Source organism: Chryseobacterium sp. Leaf394 (genome assembly GCF_001424105.1).
Lineage (GTDB): Bacteria > Bacteroidota > Bacteroidia > Flavobacteriales > Weeksellaceae > Chryseobacterium.
The window spans coordinates 643,744-664,187 of record NZ_LMQH01000011.1 but is presented as its reverse complement, the minus strand read 5'-3'; the positions used below and the strand labels follow the sequence as shown (position 1 = coordinate 664,187).

At 38.0% G+C, this 20,444-nt stretch carries 21 protein-coding genes; 5 read left to right on the top strand and 16 right to left on the bottom strand.

The window, feature by feature from the left end:
• Positions 1 to 6: 6 nt before the first annotated feature.
• The 14 genes from ASG21_RS07525 to ASG21_RS07460 all read right to left on the bottom strand — a co-directional run bounded on the left by ASG21_RS07525 (position 7) and on the right by ASG21_RS07460 (position 11,062).
• The gene (locus ASG21_RS07525) at positions 7 to 498 is read right to left on the bottom strand and encodes a conjugal transfer protein TraO (protein WP_056077772.1); all 492 of its coding nucleotides are present in this window, start codon (positions 496 to 498) and stop codon (positions 7 to 9) included.
• A 64-nt stretch (positions 499 to 562) separates the two neighbouring features.
• Complete coding sequence (gene traN, locus ASG21_RS07520) at positions 563 to 1,462, bottom strand: conjugative transposon protein TraN (protein WP_056077767.1); 900 nt, start codon at positions 1,460 to 1,462, stop codon at positions 563 to 565.
• A 21-nt stretch (positions 1,463 to 1,483) separates the two neighbouring features.
• Positions 1,484 to 2,803, bottom strand: coding sequence for a conjugative transposon protein TraM (traM, locus tag ASG21_RS07515; RefSeq protein ID WP_056082236.1), 1,320 nt, complete (start codon positions 2,801 to 2,803; stop codon positions 1,484 to 1,486).
• A 5-nt stretch (positions 2,804 to 2,808) separates the two neighbouring features.
• On the bottom strand, positions 2,809 to 3,078 hold the full coding sequence (locus tag ASG21_RS07510; RefSeq protein ID WP_056077764.1) for a hypothetical protein: 270 nt from the start codon (positions 3,076 to 3,078) through the stop codon (positions 2,809 to 2,811).
• Positions 3,079 to 3,089: 11 nt separating this feature from the next.
• Positions 3,090 to 3,713 (bottom strand): conjugative transposon protein TraK, encoded by a 624-nt coding sequence (traK, locus tag ASG21_RS07505; protein WP_056077761.1) that lies wholly within the window; start codon positions 3,711 to 3,713, stop codon positions 3,090 to 3,092.
• A 15-nt stretch (positions 3,714 to 3,728) separates the two neighbouring features.
• On the bottom strand, positions 3,729 to 4,721 hold the full coding sequence (traJ, locus tag ASG21_RS07500; protein WP_056077758.1) for a conjugative transposon protein TraJ: 993 nt from the start codon (positions 4,719 to 4,721) through the stop codon (positions 3,729 to 3,731).
• Between the two features lies 1 nt (position 4,722).
• The gene (locus ASG21_RS07495; RefSeq protein WP_056077755.1) at positions 4,723 to 5,355 is read right to left on the bottom strand and encodes a DUF4141 domain-containing protein; all 633 of its coding nucleotides are present in this window, start codon (positions 5,353 to 5,355) and stop codon (positions 4,723 to 4,725) included.
• Between the two features lie 30 nt (positions 5,356 to 5,385).
• Positions 5,386 to 7,896, bottom strand: coding sequence for a TraG family conjugative transposon ATPase (locus ASG21_RS07490; protein WP_056077752.1), 2,511 nt, complete (start codon positions 7,894 to 7,896; stop codon positions 5,386 to 5,388).
• Positions 7,893 to 8,225 carry a DUF4133 domain-containing protein gene (locus tag ASG21_RS07485; RefSeq protein WP_056082234.1) on the bottom strand — a complete coding sequence of 111 codons (333 nt, stop codon included), beginning with the start codon at positions 8,223 to 8,225 and terminating at the stop codon, positions 7,893 to 7,895. The genes ASG21_RS07490 and ASG21_RS07485 overlap by 4 nt, the downstream gene beginning before the upstream one ends.
• Positions 8,226 to 8,234: 9 nt before the next feature.
• Complete coding sequence (locus ASG21_RS07480; protein ID WP_056077749.1) at positions 8,235 to 8,540, bottom strand: DUF4134 domain-containing protein; 306 nt, start codon at positions 8,538 to 8,540, stop codon at positions 8,235 to 8,237.
• A 328-nt stretch (positions 8,541 to 8,868) separates the two neighbouring features.
• Positions 8,869 to 9,480, bottom strand: coding sequence for a hypothetical protein (locus tag ASG21_RS07475; protein ID WP_056077745.1), 612 nt, complete (start codon positions 9,478 to 9,480; stop codon positions 8,869 to 8,871).
• Positions 9,481 to 9,482: 2 nt separating this feature from the next.
• The gene (locus ASG21_RS07470; RefSeq protein ID WP_056077743.1) at positions 9,483 to 9,914 is read right to left on the bottom strand and encodes a DUF3408 domain-containing protein; all 432 of its coding nucleotides are present in this window, start codon (positions 9,912 to 9,914) and stop codon (positions 9,483 to 9,485) included.
• A 1-nt stretch (position 9,915) separates the two neighbouring features.
• Positions 9,916 to 10,683, bottom strand: coding sequence for a ParA family protein (locus tag ASG21_RS07465; protein WP_056082231.1), 768 nt, complete (start codon positions 10,681 to 10,683; stop codon positions 9,916 to 9,918).
• Positions 10,684 to 10,846: 163 nt separating this feature from the next.
• Complete coding sequence (locus tag ASG21_RS07460; protein ID WP_056077738.1) at positions 10,847 to 11,062, bottom strand: hypothetical protein; 216 nt, start codon at positions 11,060 to 11,062, stop codon at positions 10,847 to 10,849.
• Positions 11,063 to 11,461: 399 nt separating this feature from the next.
• Between ASG21_RS07460 and mobA the strand changes: the two genes are divergently transcribed.
• The 3 genes from mobA (at position 11,462) to mobC (ending at position 15,300) form a co-directional block, all read left to right on the top strand.
• Positions 11,462 to 11,899, top strand: a complete 438-nt coding sequence (gene mobA, locus ASG21_RS07455; RefSeq protein ID WP_056077735.1) for a conjugal transfer protein MobA — start codon at positions 11,462 to 11,464, stop codon at positions 11,897 to 11,899.
• 1 nt (position 11,900) lies between these two features.
• Positions 11,901 to 13,193, top strand: coding sequence for a conjugal transfer protein MobB (gene mobB, locus ASG21_RS07450; protein ID WP_056077733.1), 1,293 nt, complete (start codon positions 11,901 to 11,903; stop codon positions 13,191 to 13,193).
• A gap of 118 nt (positions 13,194 to 13,311) precedes the next feature.
• On the top strand, positions 13,312 to 15,300 hold the full coding sequence (gene mobC, locus ASG21_RS07445) for a conjugal transfer protein MobC (RefSeq protein WP_056077730.1): 1,989 nt from the start codon (positions 13,312 to 13,314) through the stop codon (positions 15,298 to 15,300).
• Between the two features lie 294 nt (positions 15,301 to 15,594).
• On the opposite strand, the gene ASG21_RS07440 is transcribed toward mobC, so the two are convergent.
• Complete coding sequence (locus ASG21_RS07440; RefSeq protein WP_056077727.1) at positions 15,595 to 16,449, bottom strand: RteC domain-containing protein; 855 nt, start codon at positions 16,447 to 16,449, stop codon at positions 15,595 to 15,597.
• A gap of 41 nt (positions 16,450 to 16,490) precedes the next feature.
• Entirely contained in the window at positions 16,491 to 18,203 is a 1,713-nt protein-coding gene (locus ASG21_RS07435) for an AraC family transcriptional regulator (RefSeq protein ID WP_056077725.1), read from the bottom strand.
• A 275-nt stretch (positions 18,204 to 18,478) separates the two neighbouring features.
• On the opposite strand from ASG21_RS07435, the gene ASG21_RS07430 reads away from it, so the two are divergent.
• Both ASG21_RS07430 and ASG21_RS07420 read left to right on the top strand, forming a co-directional pair.
• Positions 18,479 to 18,712 carry a hypothetical protein gene (locus ASG21_RS07430; protein ID WP_128414241.1) on the top strand — a complete coding sequence of 78 codons (234 nt, stop codon included), beginning with the start codon at positions 18,479 to 18,481 and terminating at the stop codon, positions 18,710 to 18,712.
• A 194-nt stretch (positions 18,713 to 18,906) separates the two neighbouring features.
• Positions 18,907 to 20,418 (top strand): MauE/DoxX family redox-associated membrane protein, encoded by a 1,512-nt coding sequence (locus tag ASG21_RS07420; protein ID WP_241773471.1) that lies wholly within the window; start codon positions 18,907 to 18,909, stop codon positions 20,416 to 20,418.
• The last annotated feature ends 26 nt before the right edge of the window (positions 20,419 to 20,444 follow it).

Below are 20,444 nucleotides of genomic sequence, written 5' to 3'. Positions count from 1 at the left end.
GGTGATTTATAAATTTATTCTTAAACCGATACCAACTGAAGGTCTGATCTGATTACGGGAAGTATTCCAAAGTACTTTTGTTCTGCCAGACACAATTATTGTGAAACGATCTGAGAGATAGGATTCGATACTTAGCTTTCCGCCAGCACCATATATAAGTGATGAATCATTTATCAATAGTGAACCGTCATACAATAAGTGGTTATCTTGATTGATTATTTCGTACCCTGCGACAGCACTTAGAGTGAAATTGACCATCAGACTTTTCCCTCGGTTCGCAATAAAATTGAAGCTATAAGCAGCTTCAGCAGTAATGGATTCTACAGGTATTTCAGATGTCTGGTATGGGATATCTTCTCTTGAATATTCCAATGCATAAAGCATGTAATTTCCTTTTTTGGAGTGAACAATCAATCCAGCATTGATAAAATAATGATCTAAATTTCCTGTAAATAATTTTCCCAAGTTGATCTCAATGCCTTTCTGCTTTGGAAGCATTCGTTGCGCGCTAATTGTTTGGCTAGTGATGAGCAACACCATGATGATGATAAACCTTTTCATCTTATTTAAGTCTTAAATGGATATCTTTAACAAGCTTTGCATTCATCAGATCAGCATTTTCAACCTGTATCTTTTGATGCCTTCCACCCTCTTCTTCAAAAACTTCAATTTCCAGGATTTGATCTTCCAGTAATGTAAACTGATCTAAAAGATAAACCGCCTTTTCATCGGATTGATGATTGATAGTCTTAGTTACTAAATATTCACGAATCGGAGTCAGCATTTTATCCTGAACTACTGTTTTCTTTAGATTTTTCTTATCAACAATCTTAAAACTGACAAAATCGATCTTGTAGGGAAGATTACTCTTGTTTTTAAGATTTACAACGAAATAAAATTGCCCTTCGTAAACATACAAAGACTGTAAGACTAAATGAATTCCAAAAGTTTTTGACGCCAAATGTTTGATAGTGCTCTTTGAATTTTCGTATAATGTCTTCATCAACAGTTCTGTCAGAGAAGCAGAATTTCCTTTAAGGTCTTCAAACAGTACTTCTGATGCATAGCCTTTTTCATGCTTTCTCTGCAACTTTAGAAGATCATAATTCAAAGTGTCAGGATAAGAACTGTAAAATACATCGAAGCTGTAGAATTTACCATCCTGAGTAATGACTGAAAAATTGGTTTCTTCATCAAAATCTCTGAGGCCGGCTTTAATTCGGAGCACATTTCCTACATCTTCGGCTTTATTGGCAATGAGATTTTCACTCCCCAAATCAACGTATCGGATGGGTGAAGGAAATAATAAATGGGTCGTTTTGTTATATGTGACTTCCATTTTATAAGGTTCTAATTTTGCCTCGTTGAGTGAAGCAAATTCCGGCATTTCCTGAGCATTGAATTGACCCGCGGAAATCGCTGTAAGGATGAAGATCATCCATTTTTTAAGTATTGTATTCATTGTTGTTATTTGTTTGTGTGTTTATTTTTTGGAGACCAGAAAAACCTGATGTCCGGCTTTAACAGTTACTTTTGGAAGCCTGACTTTCTTCTGGAAATATCCTGAAACTCCCTGAACAACTCCCTTTGTCAGATCTGCGGCAATTTGCTGTCCTGCTGATTGTGTCATCATGATATTTGTTCCAGAAGTCTGTCCCATATTTGCCAAAATCTCAGTCACTGCATTTTGTTCCGGCGAATAAGGAATATGAAGTCCCGGTTGACCGTCATTATCATGGATATTGATTTCAACATTTTGAATGTTCCCTTTGTATTCAATTGTTGAAATCTTAAGTTGCAGTCTTCCAACCTGAAATTTACCTGATGCTTTTAAAAGTGTTCCTTCAGGAATCAACATTTTTGCAAGCATCATCGGTTGCGAAAGTCTCAAGATGACCATGCTTTCACCAATAATGGTTTTTGTCTCATGGATGACTGCCCGGATATTGTTTCTGTTTTGAAAACCTTTAGTCTCATCGTAGTTCTGCAACCCACTAAATCTGTTTTTTTGCAATCCTTCTAAAAAAGCACTGTCGCTGTCTTCCCGGTAAAGACTTGATACCATATTCTTGCTGACAGGCTGGACAGCGGTGACATGTAATTTCTTCTGGTCGTCATCTTTTTCCGGAAGTTGCTTTTGTTCTGATTTCTCCTGGCTGGCAGAGGTTGGAAGATATTTTGCAGCCATCTGATACGATTTTTCCATCAGTTCAAGCTGATCATTTATTGTTGTTCCTGTAGGCAATGCATCTCTCTGTGATGATTCATTTTTAAGTCGGGTGATCTCTCTTTTCAGCTGTCTGACCTCCTGATCATCCCGAGTGTAAAAAGAGCCTAATGTCTGTTGTGCATTTCGATAACTGTTGACGGCGTTCTGATCACCCTGTAAAATATTTCGGTTTGGATCTGTTGGAGATTGAGCATGTAAACTTTCCGTGCTTCCATCTTTTAAAGTCCCTGGATCAGTCCAGTAATCTGACAAGGTGGTGAGTGCATTTCTCTTCTCTTCATTTTTATTTTCCAACAATTGCTGTTCATACGCTTTCTGTTTGTCTGATTGGAGTAGATCATCAGCAGCCTGTGGTATGACTGAATTAAAACCGACATCGTCCGTAACAATTTTTTCTTTGGGTTTAAAAATCAGGTACAGGCAACCGCAACAAACAATAGCCATCAAAAAATAAATGAGCGGTTTCTTTAATTTTTCCAGCAGTAATCTCCTGTTCTCCTGAACATCATTGTTCGATGATGAATCGGAAGCTCCTTCAGTAACTCTTACCTGAGTTGTATTTGAATCTTTCATTCTGGTCATTTTTGAATGTTCGTAATAGATGTCGTTTTCACGGACTGATTCATCGGTTGAATACCTGCCGGAATGTTGTTGATGTGTCCACCGATTGGAATGTTTTTACCATTGGCTCCGTTCATCCAGATCTGTACAAATACACAGAGGGTCAGCAATGTGTAGGCTGCCAGGAAGACTTTTGTGAACTGTCGCTGTCGTTTTTCCGGCAGAGCTTTCCACTTTTGTTCTGCCTGCCGAATGTATTGGTCAACTGTTTTTCTAAACTTTTTCATAGCTCCTGATTTTAACGGTCAACGGTTTCAACATCTTTATTTTCAACAACGTTGAATTTTTCAATTGTAAATCCCTGAGGATTGCTGTCCGATCTTACCGAGTTTACCAGTGAACAGTTGGTGATCAGACTTCTGATGGTCAGATTGCTGGATCTGATGATGAACTGCCTGGCAAACGTTTGAACAGCATATGGATAGCTGTTGAAATCTGCGACAACGCTGTCAATCTCAATTCTCTGCTGGATATTTCCGCTGATCATCCGGTTGTAATATCCCTTTTCTGAAAGATCTTTGTAATAGTTAAACGCAGACTGATCAGCCAGATTGAAAGCCCTTTTGACATTGCTTTCAATTGCATTTTTGTCGGGAGCAACGGTAAAGAAGAGTTCATGAAAACGCCTCACGTGCTCCCTTGCTTCTACAGGACGGTTGATCGACATATCCTGAGATAAGGCTACCATCAGCGATTTTCCGTTATCCAAAACGTAGATCTTCTGTCGCTGTTCTTCTGCAAATTGGTATGATTTGAAGATGACCAATCCTACCACTACCAGGCATAACAGCGCAAAAACAAAAGTAAAAAGCCTGATCTGTTTGAAACTGTTTTCTATATTTCTTAAGGTTTTAAATTCCATTGTTGTTTGGTTTAATTATTTTAATAATCTTCCTGAAATATTGCCTGTTGCTGAACCTGCGGCGGCACCGGCAATGTTTCCGGATTTCTGTGCGGTCTGGTTGACATTGCGCGTAAAGTTGCCTGCACCTCCAGCCTGTATAACCCAGCCAGTTACCGTCGGTACGGTAAAGTATCCGATGATTCCGATAATCATAAAGATGATATAGACCGTGTTGGATGTATCAGGAATGAAATCAGGATCGGAAAGCATTTCAATATCTCTTTCGATAATCAGTGACTGGATCTTGGCAAGTATTGCACTGAATATATCTGCAACAGGAAGCCATAAGTACACACTGATATATCTGGTGAGCCACTGGGACAGTGTGGACTGAAACCCATCCCAAACCGAGATAGCAAATGCTATAGGTCCGAGAATTGAAAGGACGATTAGAAAGAAGGTTCTGACCGTATCAATAACCAAAGCTGCTGCCTGAAAAAGTATCTCCAGAAATTCACGAAAGCCATCCCTGATCTGTTTTTTGACCTCAAACATCTGCCTTTCCATATACATCCCTGACATCGTGACCAGATCCGATGGTGACCAGCCCAGCTCTTCAAGTTTTTTATCAAATTCCTTATCTGATGCCAGATAGGCCATCTCAGGATTGCGAAGCATAGCCTCCCTTTCTAACAGATCTTTTTTCTGCTGCAATTCGTTCAGATCCAAAACCTGACCTTCCAGCATGGAATGACTGCCTTCAACTATGGGACTCAAAACTCCGTTAATGCTTCCTAGAACCAATGTTGAGAAGAACATGATACAGATTCCAATGGCAAAAGGTCTGAGCATGGGAAAGAGGTCAATCGGTTCGGCTTTGCTTAAAGACTGCCAGACTTTAATAGCAACATAAAACAAGGCTCCCAATCCGGCAACAGCTTTTGCCACATTGGCCATGTCTTCGCAAAGCGGCATCATCTCTTCATATACCGAGCGAAGTACTTCGTGTAAATTAGTCTCTTCCATCTTACCAGTATTTTTGATTTGCCGTACCGTAAAGATTTAAAACCCTTTGGGTATTATTCTGCTTTTTAGCCCGAAGATAGCTGACAGAGATATTTTTGTTCGTGTAGTAGCGAACCAGATTATGATAATCCTTCACTTCTTTATAAACCCTGTCAATGACATCCATTCTCTCTTTGTCATTCAGGGACAAATTGGTGGAGGTGACAATCTGCTTTAACTCCTTAAGCAGTTCAGTGCTTTCGTTAAGTAATGTGGAATACCCGTTGGCAATCGCGGTCAGTTCCTGTGTATTAAAGCTCGGGTCATTAAGCATCTTTCCGAAATTATTGACATACATGTCAGACACATCACCCACTAACAGAACCGTCTGCTGTACCTTTCTTGCGTCCTTGACCAGATTGTTAACTGCTTTAAGTTTGTCATAATATTCCTTACCCTGTTCGTAAACTTTTTTCACTTCATTAAAGTTTTTGACCACATTGGAAACTGTATTTGAAGTCTGCACAATTTCATTAGCGGAGTTCAAAATTCCGGATGCCAGATTCGCAGGATCGGTCACGACAAATTGTGCATGAGCCGAAGTTGTGGAAGCAGCTGTGGCGACCAAAACTGTTGTAATGATTAGATTTTTCATTGCTTTTAATTTTAATTGATTGATTATTTTTCAGATATTGTCTTTAGTCTTTTTAATCCTTTGTAGGGATATCCTCCTGATGGCATGTTCTATATTACCATCAAGTTCTGAAGCCAGCTTCATGACTTCCATCTTTTCGGTTTCTTCGGTGGTGTAAGCGAGATATTCCTCTGTAGAAACTTCCGTAGCGTAGACTGCAGAATGGGTTCCGCCTAATCCGATCCACACTTCTTTGTAAAGTCTTTTCGGATCATTGTTCATATTAATCGACAGAACCTGAGCTCTTTCTTTGTCCGTGAGACCGAGCATTGCCTGAATATCATCAAATTTGTTCATGTATTTTCGCTGATCCAATAAGATCTTACAGTCTGAATTATTAATGATACTTTCTTTGACAATCGGTGACTGAATAATATCATCCACTTCCTGCGTTACTACGATGGCTTCACCAAAGAATTTTCTTACGGTCTTGAAAAGGTATTTGATGTATTCTGCCATCCCTTCTTTAGCAATGGCTTTCCATGCTTCTTCAATCAGAATAAGTTTTCTGATTCCCTTCAACCGTCTCATTTTGTTTATGAATACTTCCATAATAATGATGGTCACGATGGGAAAAAGAATCTTATGATCTTTGATGGCATCGATCTCAAAAACAATAAACCGTTTGGACAGCAGATCCAGCTGTTGATCTGAATTCAACAGATAATCGTATTCTCCACCTTTATAATAGGGTTCGAGAACATTCAGGAAGTTGGCGATATCGAAATCTTTCTCACGTACTTTCTTTTGCTCCAATACTGTCTGGTAATCATTTTTTACGTAGTCATAAAAACCGTTGAAAGAAGGATGTTGTTCTGCTCTTTTGATCTGCTCAATATATCCGCTGACAGCATTGGACAAGGCGACTTCTTCAGATCTTGCAGGTGCTTCATCATCCCTTTTCCACAAGGTGAGAATCAGAGTTTTAATACTTTCTCTTTTCTCAATATCAAAAATGCCATCGTCTGTATAGAATGGATTAAAAGCAATCGGATTGTCCTCTGTATAGGTAAAATATACTCCGTCCTCCCCTTTTGTTTTTCCTTTAATTAATTCACAAAGACCCTGGTAAGAATTTCCGGTATCAACCAATAGTACATGAGCTCCCTGTTCATAATACTGTCTGACCATATGGTTTGTAAAAAATGATTTTCCGCTTCCTGATGGGCCAAGAATAAACTTGTTTCTATTGGTGATAATTCCCTGCTTCATCGGAAGATCCGAGATATCCAGGTGAATTGGTTTTCCGGTCAACCGGTCAGCCATCTTGATTCCAAAAGGAGATGGTGAATTTTGATAATTGGTTTCTTCAGTGAAGAAACAGAGGGCGGGTTCTATAAACGTGTAAAAACTTTCCTCGCTTGGAAAATCACCTGCGTTTCCGGGAATACCTGACCAAAACAATGTGGCAACATCTGTGGTATTATGCCGGGGTTTGCATTCCATTAAAGCCAGTGCACTTCCTGTATCATTTTTGATCTGTTTTAATTCAGCAGGATGGTCTGACCATGACATAACATTAAAGTGTGCGCGGATGGATTGCAGACCAAATGAATGTGCTTCATTGAGGTATTTCTCAATCCATTCTTTATTGATCTGATTGGCTCTGCTGTATCTGGCCAGCGAGTGCATATTTTTGGCTGACTTTTCAAATTTACTCAGGTTATCATCACTGTTGTCTACAAACAGATATTGGTTGTAGATGTGATTGCAGTTGAGTAAAAGTCCTGCCGGAGCAGCAAAAGACAGCAGACAGTCGCTGCGGTCTGTACTTAATTTTTCATAACGGATGTGAGAAGTTACTGTTCCGGGAAGATCATCGGTGTCAGAAAGCGTGTGCATACTGATTCGGTTATTGCCGATCCGCATTTCTTCTGCACCAAGATTAATATCCTGCAGGGATGGATTGTGGTCTCTGGATAAAGTCAGGTACTGTTCCAATAATCCTGACTGATCTTTTGTTCCGGTAATCTCATCTTCTGTCATTCTTTCCAATCCCACATATCCACTGTCATTTATGATTCTTTCGAACTGATCGACTGATTCCATGAATCTTCCAATAACTTCTTTATCTCTGATCTCTTTTGGGATAAGTTTTCCTTTGCAGAGCGATGAGAAATTGCTCTGCAGTCTCATTCGTTCTTTACTGGTTTTAGTGATGAAGAGATAGCAGTAATGATTCAGAAAAGGTCTTTCATTAAAATGTCTTTCGAAGGATTTGGACAAAAAACTCTGATCATCTTTTGACAGGTCAGGAGTGTAATTTTCTTTGATAAACCAATCCTGCTTGTGAACAATGCTGTAATCAGGCAATGTCTTAATCGCTTTAAACCATACGGAATGGATAGCTTCATACTCTGCTGAAGCAACAGTAAAGAGCTCCGGCAGTCTAACTTTGAAACAAACTGTAACATCAGCATCTTTTGAAATAATACAGTGTTCTTCTACTGCAAGCAATGGAAATTTGCTTTCTAAAGTTGCTGCCCTGGATGTATTTCTCATGCTGTTGCTTTTTTAGAATTAATTCTGATGTACCGGAAGATGGACTTTCGGCTGATAATGTAACGGGGATGTTTTTTCCTCGCACCGAGTTTCATCAGTCCGTGCTCACCGTATTTTCTGTTTAAAGAGAAGGTCTGCCAGACCAGCAGACTGCTGCTGATTCCTCCAATCGATAAACAGATGAAGGTATTAACTCCGGCCATGTAGAGGATCATGACCAACACTAAAAGTCCCAGTAGTCCACCAGCAAAGATGAACAGATACTGAGCTTTCAGTCCTTTGAACTCAACCGTTCTTCCGATTCCTTTGTTGATATGATAGGTATTCATGATCATATTTTAAAGGAAGAATGAACGGAGAATGGTAGCGGCTACGATGAGGAAAATACATGCTCCGAACCAGCTGGCTGCAGTCTTGCTGGTGTCGGGATCACCACTGCTGAATTTGTTGTAGACCTTTACTCCCCCGATGAGTCCGACGACTGCTCCGATAGCGTAGATGAGTTGGGTGGCAGGCTCGAAATAGGAAGTGACCATTTGGGTGGCTTCGTTAATACCGGCGGTGCCGTTGCCTTGTGCGATTGTTTGAGATGCAGTAAAAAGAAATAAACCGCAGATCAGAATTTTAATCTTCTGTTTTTTCATAATTGAAACATTTTAGTTCAAGAAAACTGCACTCTGCAGCTTTCGGAAACAAATGTATCGGGAGCATTGAAGGATGCTGGTAAACTGGAATGATCTGAGAGACATTGGCGTCGGATTGCTTTACTACACTACAGCAGTAAGTCATTCTCAAAATAAAATCAGGTATGCAGCAATTTAAGAAGCATAAAAAAACCCAGCAGATGCCGGGTAAAAAACTAATAACCATGAAAACTCAAATAAATTGAGAATGATACAAAAGTAGGTCTTATTAAAAACTAAAAAAAACCTAAAGAAAGCCAAATAAAGTTATCTTTTTGTTAAGATTGAGCTATATAAACTCATTGATATCAAATTCTGTCACATCCTTTTTAATGTCCCCCTCAGAGAAGCTGTTGTCCAGCAGTGCTGCTATTTTTACAGACACTCCTTCAATAGAACTCTCGAGCAGGTTAAATAATTCTGTGCCCTGAATTTTGCTGAACAGATGGACCGCTGCATCTTTTTCAGTGGGTCGCAGGGGATCACTTCTCAACAATCTTCCTGCGTCGTTGAATTCTTCAAAAGTAACTCCCTGAGCTAAATTAGCGGAATCAACTGTAAATCCGTATTTTTTCCATTCCTCTTCCTCCTCTTCCAAATCAACCGGACCGGAAAAAACTTTATCCAGGTCTTCATTAGGAATCTGAACAGATCTTTCCTCTTTTGAGCCTTTGACGTTTAAACGTTCCAATGCTGTCTCCGAATATTTTTTTTCAGGCTCTGAGGAATCTGATTGGTCTCCATTGAGAATGAGTCGCTTTGGCTCTCCCATAACCGATGGATGTTTATTTTTTTTATTTTCACAGGGACTACTTGGGTCCAATATTTTTTTATTGGCAGCCTTATCCTGCATGAGCAGGAAAACGACAATCAAAAGGCATATAATAATTACTGTTTCCATAATCAAAAAATCGGTTTAAATTTATTATTGAAATCTTCAGTGATTGCTTTTTCGAACAGATCAAAATGATGTTCAAGGATATTGTCCAGATAAGCATATAAGGGAATATTGTCTTCGCCGATTACCTGTACAATACGCGTGAGTCTTTCATGATACTCCTGCCTGATGTAGATGCTTTTATCACCCCGCTTCGCCATGGAATGTGTGCTTAGAAACTGGTCTCCATAGTTTTCAGTTGATGGCTTTTTTGATTTATTTCGTTCTTTGAGCGAAGGCTTATTTTCCGGTGCTGCCAGTTTCGTTACAGCGTCAGCTTCAGATAGACTGTTGGTCTCAGGAACCTCAAACCCATCTTTTTTTACTCCATCGACCATCATATTCATCATCATTTGTTCATCAATAGCCGGTACATTTTTTTTAGAGTTCTTTTCCATTTTACAATTGAATTATTTTTAAGAATTCTTTCACAAATAAATCTAATTGACAAACCTTCATCAGTCGTTCATCTGGTGGAAGTAAAGTGGAACGGAAAATATTTTTGCTGTCAATCTCACTTTCTTTCCGAAACCGTGTACTGTTTTTGATGCGGCTAGCCATCAGGCTAAGGCCTAATTGTTTTATAAGTTGTTCATAAATTTTGTACAGCGGTGTGTTTTCCCTGCCGTCTACCTGATTCCAGAAGAGGTTTACTGTCTCAATAGAGGTCTCCCCTTTTTTCATCACGACATCCTGTAATAACTGTGTGAAGACCAGTGTACTCTCCATAACCAGCCGGTCTGCCGTTATAGGTGTAAAGATATGGTGCATACCCGCAAGTGCGTTCAGTATTCCTGACGTATTGACGGTTCCGGGAAGATCGAAAAAAATAACATCCGGAGATACCGCCGAAGATTGAATAAAATCTTTCGCAGCCTCCAAAACCGTATCTGCCTTGTGCTGAATAATGGGATAGGCTTTTTTATTAATTACTGTAAACTGCCTGTAAGCTTGTCTTTTTAAAGTCTCATTTTCCATAACCATTGTCAAGTCACGAGATTTCATTTTTGACAGACTGTACTGAGGAAAATCTGCGTCAAACACCGCAACATTGTATCCCATCCTGTAATGTAAAGTACTTGCCAGCAAAGTGGTGAATGTGCTTTTTCCTACACCCCCTTTCTGAGATGAAAATGCAATGAACAAAGTTTTCTTTTTTGTATCCATATCTAAAAATTTAAGTACCAAAATAATTTCATAATGCTGTCCCTCAGCCCTACAGTCAGCCATCTCTTCAATCCTGCTTTCTGACCGGCTTTCTTGCGGGCAGATGAGATTTAATGCTTGTGAGCCTGCTCATATGCAAAGCCGATGGATTGCAGAACTGTTGTCAGTGATGCAATCTTTCTTTCAGGAATGCGCTCACACACACTACCTGTTTACCCGGCATGATATACGGAGCATCATATCTGCTTCCGTCTTTCTGATTTGACTTCAGGCATTCCATCATGCGAGCTGTCTTGACTTCCAGCAATCCTGCTTTCCTGCATTCCTTCTCTCTGTAACAAACTTCATCCTTCAAGCAGACAAACAGTAGAGTGATCATCCACGACTGTCAGTGTGCCTGCCAACACTACACTGCAAAACAAAAAACTTACAGCATATTATCACAGCCTATGGCGCTTCATGTCACTACAAAGAACAGTTTGTCCCCAATGGAGACAATCGAACCTTATTGGTCAAGCGCTTACTTTGCTCCATGAAATCCAGTAAATGTTCACACTTCAATTTTTATGAGATTTTTGATTTAATGGGGAATGTTCTGATCATGTGGAATTACTATTCATTAATCATCTACATATTAATAAGGGTGTTCACCGGAACACGGCAAGTTGTGTTTTGAGTGCCTCATAACTGTTTTTTGTGCCTCAAAACAACTTGCCCTGCCGGGAGCGGGAAACATTCTCCGAAGTCGAAGTTTTTATAATTAAATATTTACAACATTATGACCAACCAAAATAACAAGTACAGAAACAAGGGTGGCAGAAAACCTAAGATCAATCCAAGTACACATCGCCACGTTTTTAGACTGACAGATGAGGAAAATGACCGTTTAATGTTGCTTTTTGAAGAGTCAGGACTTTCTAATAAAGCAAAATTTATAGTCTCCATATTATTTTCGAAAGAAATTAAAACGTTGAAAATTGACAAGGGCGCAGTAGATTATTACATGCGGTTAACCTCTTTTTATTCTCAGTTTCGTGCAGTTGGAGTCAATTATAATCAGGTGGTAAAGCTCTTACATACACAGTTTTCTGACCGGAAAGCAGCTGCATTTTTATATAAATTGGAAAAGCAGACTGTCGAGTTAGCCGCGTTGTGTAAAAAAATCATTGAGATGACGGAAGAATTTAATCGAAATCACCTGAAAAAAGAATCATAAAATGATTGCAAAAATTGGGAGAAGCAGTAATCTGTATGGTGCGCTAGCCTACAATCATAAGAAGGTTGAAAGTGAGAAAGGAAAAATTTTAATGACCAATAAAATGATTGAAACGACTGATGGCCAGTATTCAGTATCTCAATTAGCACAATCATTTGATTCTTATCTGGCAGCAAACCGAAATACAGAAAAATACACTCTGCATATCTCATTGAATCCTGATCCAAAAGATAAGATCAGCGATGAAGGTTTTGTAAGGCTTGCACAGGAATATATGCAAGAGATGGGATATGGAGAACAGCCTTATGTTGTTTTTAAACATCTGGATATAGAACGGACGCACATTCATATTGTTTCAGTAGCTGTTGATGAGATGGGAAGAAAGATTTCAGATCGCTTTGAGAAAAGAAGATCAATGGAGATATGCAGAGCGTTGGAAAACAAGTTCGAATTAGCTCCTGCCATAATGAAGAAAGATGATAAATATGAGTTGACATTTCATCCTGTCGATTACAGAGCTGGCGATGTTAAAAAGCAGATCGCCTCCGTCATCCGTCATCTTCCGAAGTACTACCGGTTTCGTAGCTTAGGAGAATACAATGCGTTGCTTTCTCTGTTTAATGTTACCACAGAAAAAGCAGATGGTGAACTTCAAGGTAAATTACAAAGTGGCCTACTCTACTTTCCGCTGAATGCAGAAGGTGAAAAAGCAGGAAATCCTTTTAAGGCATCCCTGTTTGGCAGAGATGCCGGACTTTCAGCTTTGGAAAAACATTTTCTAAAATGTCGTGAATCTTTGAAGGATAACATTTTAAAATCTCATCTAAAGGGGGTTATTGCCAAAACCTTGGAATCGACATTCAATGAAAATGATTTTAAAAACAATTTAATCAGACAGGGAATTAATACAGTCATTCGGAGAAACAGCAGCGGTATGATGTATGGAATTACATTCATTGACCATACGTCAAAAACTGTATGGAACGGATCAGGTCTGGGGAAAGAATTCTCTTCCAATAGTTTAAATGAAAGATGGAAAAATAAAAATCTATCGGAAAATAAAAAATTACGCAAAGATAAAAATGAAATCCTGCATACAGATAAACCGTCAGTTGCACTGTCAGAAAAACCACATCAACTTTTCGGTTTTTTAGAAAACCATCAAAATGGTAGTCAATCCGAAGAGAGCTTTATGGAATCAGCAGTTGGATTATTTTCATTTGATAATGACAGTGTTCAGGAGGAACTTGAATTTGAGCATCAGATGAGAAAGAGACGGAAAAAGAAACGCTGAGGTGCAAAATATCTTCTGCAAAATTGACAAACGCTGCCTAATAATGACGGCAATTTCAATAATGAGGGATTCAATCTTATCGCGTTTTACATTCGCTCCCAAATAATTATATAATCTTATGGGAGAAGATGACGCAAAAAGTCTGGCAAAAATAATGGGGTTCATGAGAGCCATCAGTATTCTATTAGTATTGATGCATTTATATTGGTTTTGTTATGGCTTTTTTTGGGAACGTGGCTGGACTTTAAATCTGATTAATAAAATACTTTACAATTTTGACCGTCAGGCCGGTCTGTTTTCAAATCTTTTATATTCCAAAATATTTGCACTCGTACTATTAGCATTAAGCTGCCTTGGAACAAAAGGTGTAAAGAATGAAAAGATAAAATGGTCAAAAATATATTTTGTTGCTGGGATTGGGTTTATCCTCTTTTTTTTAAATTTTCCTTTTTTGGATATAGGCCTAAACATTGGTCATATTCTTTATATACTATCCATGGGATTGGGATATATTTCTCTGATGGTTGCAGGAGTCTGGATGAGCCGGTTGCTGCGAAGTAATCTGATGGATGATGTTTTTAACAGTGAGAATGAAAGCTTTATGCAGGAAACCAAACTGATGCAGAATGAGTATTCTGTCAATCTTCCCACCAGATTTTATTATAAAGGAAAATGGAATGACGGCTATATCAATGTTGTCAATCCCTTCAGAGCAACAATTGTTTTAGGAACGCCGGGTTCAGGTAAATCCTATGCGATTGTCAATAATTATATCAGGCAGCATATTGAAAAAGGCTTTTCAATGTATATTTATGATTTTAAATTTGATGATCTTTCTACGATTGCGTACAATCATTTGTTAAAGCACTCTTCTCAGTACAACACACCACCAAAGTTTTTTGTAATCAATTTTGATGATCCAAGAAAAAGCCATCGTTGCAATCCATTGAATCCAGATTTTATGACTGATATTTCAGACGCTTATGAAGCTGCCTATACCATTATGCTGAATCTGAATAGAAGCTGGATACAAAAACAGGGTGATTTTTTTGTTGAATCCCCGATTATATTACTCGCTGCGATTATTTGGTTTTTGAAGATCTATGAGCATGGAAAGTACTGTACATTTCCACACGCCATCGAACTGTTAAATAAAAAATATTCTGATGTCTTTACCATTCTAACCTCATACCCTGATCTTGAAAACTATCTCTCCCCTTTTATGGATGCATGGCAAGGTGGAGCACAGGATCAGTTACAGGGACAGATTGCTTCCGCTAAAATCCCCTTATCCCGAATGATCTCCCCGCAGTTATACTGGGTGATGACAGGCGATGATTTTTCACTGGATATAAACAATCCCAAGGAACCTAAAATACTCTGCGTGGGAAATAATCCTGACAGACAGAATATTTATTCTGCTGCTTTGGGTCTTTACAACTCAAGAATTGTTAAGCTGATCAATAAAAAAGGACAGCTGAAGAGCTCAGTAATCATTGATGAGCTGCCAACCATTTATTTTCGGGGACTTGACAATCTGATTGCCACAGCAAGAAGCAATAAAGTAGCAGTCTGTCTGGGATTTCAGGATTTTTCACAGCTGACCAGAGATTACGGGGATAAGGAAAGTAAAGTGATTCAGAACACAGTCGGTAATATTTTTAGCGGACAGGTAGTGGGCGAAACAGCTAAAAGCTTATCAGAACGCTTTGGAAAAGTTCTGCAGAAAAGACAGAGCATATCGATCAACAGAAATGACACTTCCACCTCAATCTCGACACAGCTGGATACTTTAATACCGGCCTCTAAAATATCTACTTTAACTCAGGGAGTTTTTGTCGGAGCAGTTTCTGATAATTTTGATGAAAGGATTGAGCAGAAAATGTTTCATGCTGAAATTGTTGTCGATAATGATCTGGTTGCAAGGGAAACAAAAAACTATCTGAAAATACCGGAGGTTTTAAGTTTTGTAGATAACGATGGAAATGACCAGATGAAACAGGTGATTGATGAAAATTACCGAAGAATTAAAACAGACATTTCGGCCATAATCACTTTTGAACTGGAAAGGATTAAAAATGATCCGGATTTGCAGCATTTGATTTAATTATTTTGAAATAGGATCAGATGATATGCTCTCAACCTCAAGTATCACATATACCTGTACATCAAATTGTTAATTCTGTTTCAATTTAATTGTTCGAGCTATAGTTATATCCTATTGGATTTTAAATAAAAAAAACCTCAGCTTAAATGCTGGGGTTTGGATTGAAAGGATATTAAAGATGAATAATATATGCGTTTTTATCCTTCACAATTACTGTACCAGAATAGTATTCAGTCAGGAGAAAATCTCGCAACTGCTTTCAAAAGTTACAGCATATCTGGAATAATAAACTATCTATTGAAAATCATCCATTTTATTAAAATGCTGAACAAGATGGTCATTGACCATCTGCAGAAATTTTGTAGGACCCTGTTTTCTGTTACGGATTTCAAAAATGGTTTTATGATAATTTCCCAGATCGATATTAAAGGTTTTTTCAGTAAATCTGATGACCTCACTTAGTTCAATGTTTCCTCCATTGAAACAGCTCAGTTGAAAAAGACCGTATACAAGCTCAACCAGCGACACTTTGGATTCAGACCAGACCAGGGTGGTAGGTGCCTGAGCATTGTGATCTCCATACTGACGCAATTTTTCTATTTTCAGGTTAATAAAAATTTCGGTTTCCCTGTGCGCAAGTATCTGTGCAACGAGATGATCATGTGAAGTGGTAAAGTTTTCGTCGTAATTATAAAGCCCGGAGGGTAAACTCATTTTAAGGTCATACATTCTTCTCAGGAAATATTTTTGATCGAGATAAGTAGCACCTCTTCTGTAGTAGCTGTAAAATTCAATATGATTATCATGATGCAGAGTGAGCTTTTCAATTTCCTGCCGGTAATAATTAAGTTGCGCTTCGAGGCCGGCAGCAGGCAGATAGGTCAGAATATCGATAACCCTGGAATGATAGATGAATTTTGAAATAAAAAGAGGCTTCAGGTTTTTGAAAAAATAAATCTCATCTGCTGCACATTCAAATTCAAATTTAGTAAGCAGGGATTTTAAGCCTCTGACCGCCTCGTCGATTTTAAAAAGGCTGAGCTCTGAAATCCTTATGAAATCTTCCTCTTCAAGTTCGATGTATTCAAGATCAAGTTTTAATTTTTCGTAAAGTTGTTCTGTCTTTTTTAAAATTGTTTTGTTTACCATGTCCTTTTTTCAGAAATTTACAAACTTCCTGTGGCATTTCGCTATAAGTCTCCCTTAATATCCTTCCTTTTCATCTTGATAAAGTCGGAAACTCCTATCCCATTGACAGACTTAAAATGGGTTGCGAAATTATTTCTCGAAGCAATTCCACACATTTGAGACAAAGCTTTCACCGTAAATTTCAGATAATTTGGATCTGAATTTAGCTTATTGGTTATGTAACTAATTCTTAAATTCATAAGATAGATTGAGAAGTGGGCGCCCTTATAATCATGTATAAATGCAGACAGGTAATTTGGATTTGTCTTGAAGCGATCCGCAAGTTTTACAACAGTCAGTCCGGCTTCAAGAAACTGATGATGGTCTTCAAAATATTGAATCTTAATTTTCAGCCTTCGTACCAGATCACCGGGCAGCTCATTTTTATTCCTTGAGGGAGCTTGTGGCTGTGGCAAAACTTCTTCGGGTTTCTGTGCTATATTAAGTCTGAGAATAAGTTCTGCATACTTCTGCTTCAGATTTTGCTCCCGTTTCCGGTATCTCCGAATCAGAAAAAGGATAAGACCTGAAGAAAGGATAAAGACCAGTAAAATGGTCATTTTCTGTAAAGTAATCGACTTCTCTAATTGATGTTTTTCTTTAACCAGTCCCGCTATTTCGAAATCTTCATAGATTTTCTCAGCCAAATATGAAAAGTCCCTTCTTATGCCTTCATTCACCTTAAGGAGCTGATCGGTATAGTACAACTGCTCTTTTTCATTTTGTCTATTTTTATAGTACCTAATCAGACTTCTGTAACTATCTGATGCTTCAGGCAGAAGAAATTGATGCTTGTTGTAGATAGAATCAACTTTTTTAAATTCCATAATTCCCTTTCTGTCATCCCCATGCTTCAGGTAAATATTTCCCAGGTAGAAGTGAATCACGGCTGCCCATGTAAAATCATTTTTCTGCTCAATGACCGGCAAAGCCTTTTTTAAATAATAGAGCGCATCGCTGTACTGATTGTTTTTATAAAAGATAATTCCTGTACATTTAAGAAAATAAGCGCGCTCAAGTGTAAATTCTGATTTATTTTTTGTGGCTGACAGACCTACGTCCAGTAAGCTGTCGGCTTTTGCATTTTGATTGAGGTTCCGATGGCAGATTACCATCTGATGAAGACTGTTCAGATAGCCCCTGCAATAATTAAAACGCAGGTTGGCATTGGTTTCATTTTTTGCTTTATTTTCATTAAACTCTATGGACTGGTTGAAAAGCTGTAATGCCTTGCTGTAATATCCAAGATAGCTTTTGACAACACCCAAATGATAAATAATTTTCTTTTGAAGATATTCATCATCAGTTTTGACAGCATATTGATGCGCTTTAACATATTCATCCGAAGCTAACTGAAATTTTCTGAAATTGAAATAATAAATAATCCCCTTTCCCAAAAATGCATCGCTGATCAATTCATTTTTTTTTGATTTAAATGCTGCTGCAATGGTACTGTCAGCATAGGAAAGCTTCACCTGTGCATCCGTGGTAAAAAATACTGCATCTTTGTATCCTAAACAAAGTTTTTCAAAATTATTCTCCTTTTTTGCTTTCTGAATAAAATTACTGACATAAGGCAGGGCAGCCGTGTCTTCTTTTTCCAGATTTTCATATTTCTTTCTGAGCTCAGCGTAGGATGGGCTGACATTTTTTTGTGACAGCAACATCACTCCGGTGATTAAAAGAAAAAAAGTAAGTATTGTTCTTTCTGACATTCCTAAAATGTGATTGGTGTTCTTCAAAAATAAATAAAAATTGAAAGATAATCCTGCATTTTCTAGGTGGATAAAAGATTCTGACTGCCTAATGAAGAAACAATAAGACATAGTGCCTGTTTCCTGAATTTTTTAGATGCACTAATATCGGAATAAGCGCGTCCTAATTTTAAAATATGCTCCCCATTGCCTTTTATCAGGCACTTCTTCCCTCTATCTTTGACCTAAGAATTCTTAATAATCCGGCCGGGAATTATTTACAAAATTTTATTAAAATGAAAAAATCAATCCCACTATTAGGTATTTTATTCGGAAGTTTTGTCGTTCAAAACTGTGCCCATGAAGAAGTAGAATTTGAAACATATAAAATTGCTTCCGGCAATGTCAAGGAGAGCCAACCTACAAGTTATTCCAGCAGGCAGGATTATACAAAATCGAAAGTTTCTGATTTGGAACTGGAACCTGATCCACCTGTGAAAGACACACATGACTGGAGAAAAAAACCATAAAATTATGAAAGCTACTCCTCATTTATCTGCTAAAAAGTCAACGGGTCAAACATGTCCGACCAGCGGGACATGGCAGTGTATGGGGAGTTTTAAGACGACCATTACTCTGGCAAAAGGTTCGATAATGCCTGATTACTGCGGAATTGAAGTCCAATGGATATTAATCTCCATAATTTAATAGTAATAAGAAAATAATGAAAAAACTAATCCCACATGTTCCAAAAGTAGTAAGTTACTTTTTTATTCTGCTTTTTTGTTATGCTGCTGTAAGCAAAGCAATGGACTTTGAAAATTTTCAGGTTCAGATTGGACAGTCTCCCTTACTCAGTGCTTATGCAGGATGGGTTTCATACACAGTGATCATAATTGAAATTGTCGTGGTGTTTTTTCTAAGCATAGATAAATTAAGACAGTCCGGACTATATTTTTCTACAGCATTAATGACAGCATTTACAGTCTACATCTTTCTGATATTGAATTACAGTGACTTTGTACCTTGTTCCTGCGGAGGTATTTTAGAGGACCTTGGTTGGACTGAACATTTAATATTTAATTTATGCTGTGTTGTGTTAGGCGCAATCTCAGTATTGATCAATGCAAAAACTTTTAAATCGACCTATAAAAGATCACTTGCTTACCTGATCATATCCAATTTTACAGCAATCCTATTAGTGACTACTCTATTTCTAAAATCCGAGTACATCATTAAACAGGAAAATAATTTTACCAGAAGATTCCTGATGCATCCGTTGATTAAGACCAGTACCAGAGATATGGAAACATCCAGTTTATATTTTGCAGGTGTAAGTGAAGGGAATATATTTCTGGGGGACCGTAATTTTCCGCAGCAGCTGATTTCTGTCGACAGTTCTTTACGTGAAATAAATCGTTTCAAAATAAAACTCGATTTGAAAAAATACTCCTACAAAAAAATTGAAATAAAAGTTAGTAACGGATATTACTACATCTATGACGGAACTATCCCAATAATCCTCAAAGGAAAACTGGATAACAGTGAAAATTGGCCAATCAGTATTAATGATGTATTCTTCACTCAACTTGAACTCATAAACGAAAGGAATTTTGCATTCAGAACGCAATCTGCAAAAACTAAAAATCTGATGCTGGGCCAACTTACCATCACTAAAACCGGTAAGAATAAGGTGAGATTATTTCCTCAGCTTCTTGAAAGGCAAGATGACGGAGTCTTTGATTCAGACGGTCATTTATCCGCCGATCATAAAAGAGGAGTTGTCAGTTACATTTATTCTTACAGAAATCAATTTTTAGTCATGGATTCAGTGATGCAGCTGAAAAATAAAATGCGGACAATTGATACTATTGAGAAAGCTCAGATTAAAACCAGAGCGCTCTCAGATGGTAGAAACAAAATGGAAAAGCCCCCTCTGAAAGTTAACGGTCAGGCTACTCCATTTCTCGGACTACTGTTCAATCCTTCTGACTTGAGGGGTAAGAATGAGTCCAAAAGGAGATGGAAAAATAGTAAAGTGATCGACATTTACAGAACAGATCAACAGGAATATATCGGAAGCCTGTATATTGAAAATTTTGGAGAAGAAACATTATCAGATTTTCTGATCACCGAAAAAGACTTTTACGTGATTGTCGGTCATCAACTTATCCGATACCGTATAACCAATTCATTAAAAAAACATTTTGAAAAACGGGGAAGCCGAAAACCGTGACCAAGAGTAGGCACAATTATCAAATT

Bases quoted from the DNA above. Each gene is read 5' to 3' on its own strand.
- ASG21_RS07430 (WP_128414241.1), top strand. From the start codon at position 18,479: ATGAAAAAATCAATCCCACTATTAGGTATTTTATTCGGAAGTTTTGTC.
- mobA (WP_056077735.1), top strand. From the start codon at position 11,462: ATGACCAACCAAAATAACAAGTACAGAAACAAGGGTGGCAGAAAACCT.
- ASG21_RS07490 (WP_056077752.1), bottom strand. From the start codon at position 7,896: ATGAGAAATACATCCAGGGCAGCAACTTTAGAAAGCAAATTTCCATTG.
- mobC (WP_056077730.1), top strand. From the start codon at position 13,312: ATGGGAGAAGATGACGCAAAAAGTCTGGCAAAAATAATGGGGTTCATG.
- ASG21_RS07525 (WP_056077772.1), bottom strand. From the start codon at position 498: ATGCTTCCAAAGCAGAAAGGCATTGAGATCAACTTGGGAAAATTATTT.
- ASG21_RS07510 (WP_056077764.1), bottom strand. From the start codon at position 3,078: ATGAAAAAGTTTAGAAAAACAGTTGACCAATACATTCGGCAGGCAGAA.
- ASG21_RS07485 (WP_056082234.1), bottom strand. From the start codon at position 8,225: ATGAATACCTATCATATCAACAAAGGAATCGGAAGAACGGTTGAGTTC.
- ASG21_RS07460 (WP_056077738.1), bottom strand. From the start codon at position 11,062: ATGATCACTCTACTGTTTGTCTGCTTGAAGGATGAAGTTTGTTACAGA.
- traM (WP_056082236.1), bottom strand. From the start codon at position 2,803: ATGAAAGATTCAAATACAACTCAGGTAAGAGTTACTGAAGGAGCTTCC.
- ASG21_RS07480 (WP_056077749.1), bottom strand. From the start codon at position 8,540: ATGAAAAAACAGAAGATTAAAATTCTGATCTGCGGTTTATTTCTTTTT.
- ASG21_RS07475 (WP_056077745.1), bottom strand. From the start codon at position 9,480: ATGGAAACAGTAATTATTATATGCCTTTTGATTGTCGTTTTCCTGCTC.
- ASG21_RS07435 (WP_056077725.1), bottom strand. From the start codon at position 18,203: ATGTCAGAAAGAACAATACTTACTTTTTTTCTTTTAATCACCGGAGTG.
- ASG21_RS07465 (WP_056082231.1), bottom strand. From the start codon at position 10,683: ATGGATACAAAAAAGAAAACTTTGTTCATTGCATTTTCATCTCAGAAA.
- ASG21_RS07495 (WP_056077755.1), bottom strand. From the start codon at position 5,355: ATGAAAAATCTAATCATTACAACAGTTTTGGTCGCCACAGCTGCTTCC.
- traK (WP_056077761.1), bottom strand. From the start codon at position 3,713: ATGGAATTTAAAACCTTAAGAAATATAGAAAACAGTTTCAAACAGATC.
- mobB (WP_056077733.1), top strand. From the start codon at position 11,901: ATGATTGCAAAAATTGGGAGAAGCAGTAATCTGTATGGTGCGCTAGCC.
- ASG21_RS07440 (WP_056077727.1), bottom strand. From the start codon at position 16,449: ATGGTAAACAAAACAATTTTAAAAAAGACAGAACAACTTTACGAAAAA.
- ASG21_RS07420 (WP_241773471.1), top strand. From the start codon at position 18,907: ATGAAAAAACTAATCCCACATGTTCCAAAAGTAGTAAGTTACTTTTTT.
- traJ (WP_056077758.1), bottom strand. From the start codon at position 4,721: ATGGAAGAGACTAATTTACACGAAGTACTTCGCTCGGTATATGAAGAG.
- traN (WP_056077767.1), bottom strand. From the start codon at position 1,462: ATGAATACAATACTTAAAAAATGGATGATCTTCATCCTTACAGCGATT.
- ASG21_RS07470 (WP_056077743.1), bottom strand. From the start codon at position 9,914: ATGGAAAAGAACTCTAAAAAAAATGTACCGGCTATTGATGAACAAATG.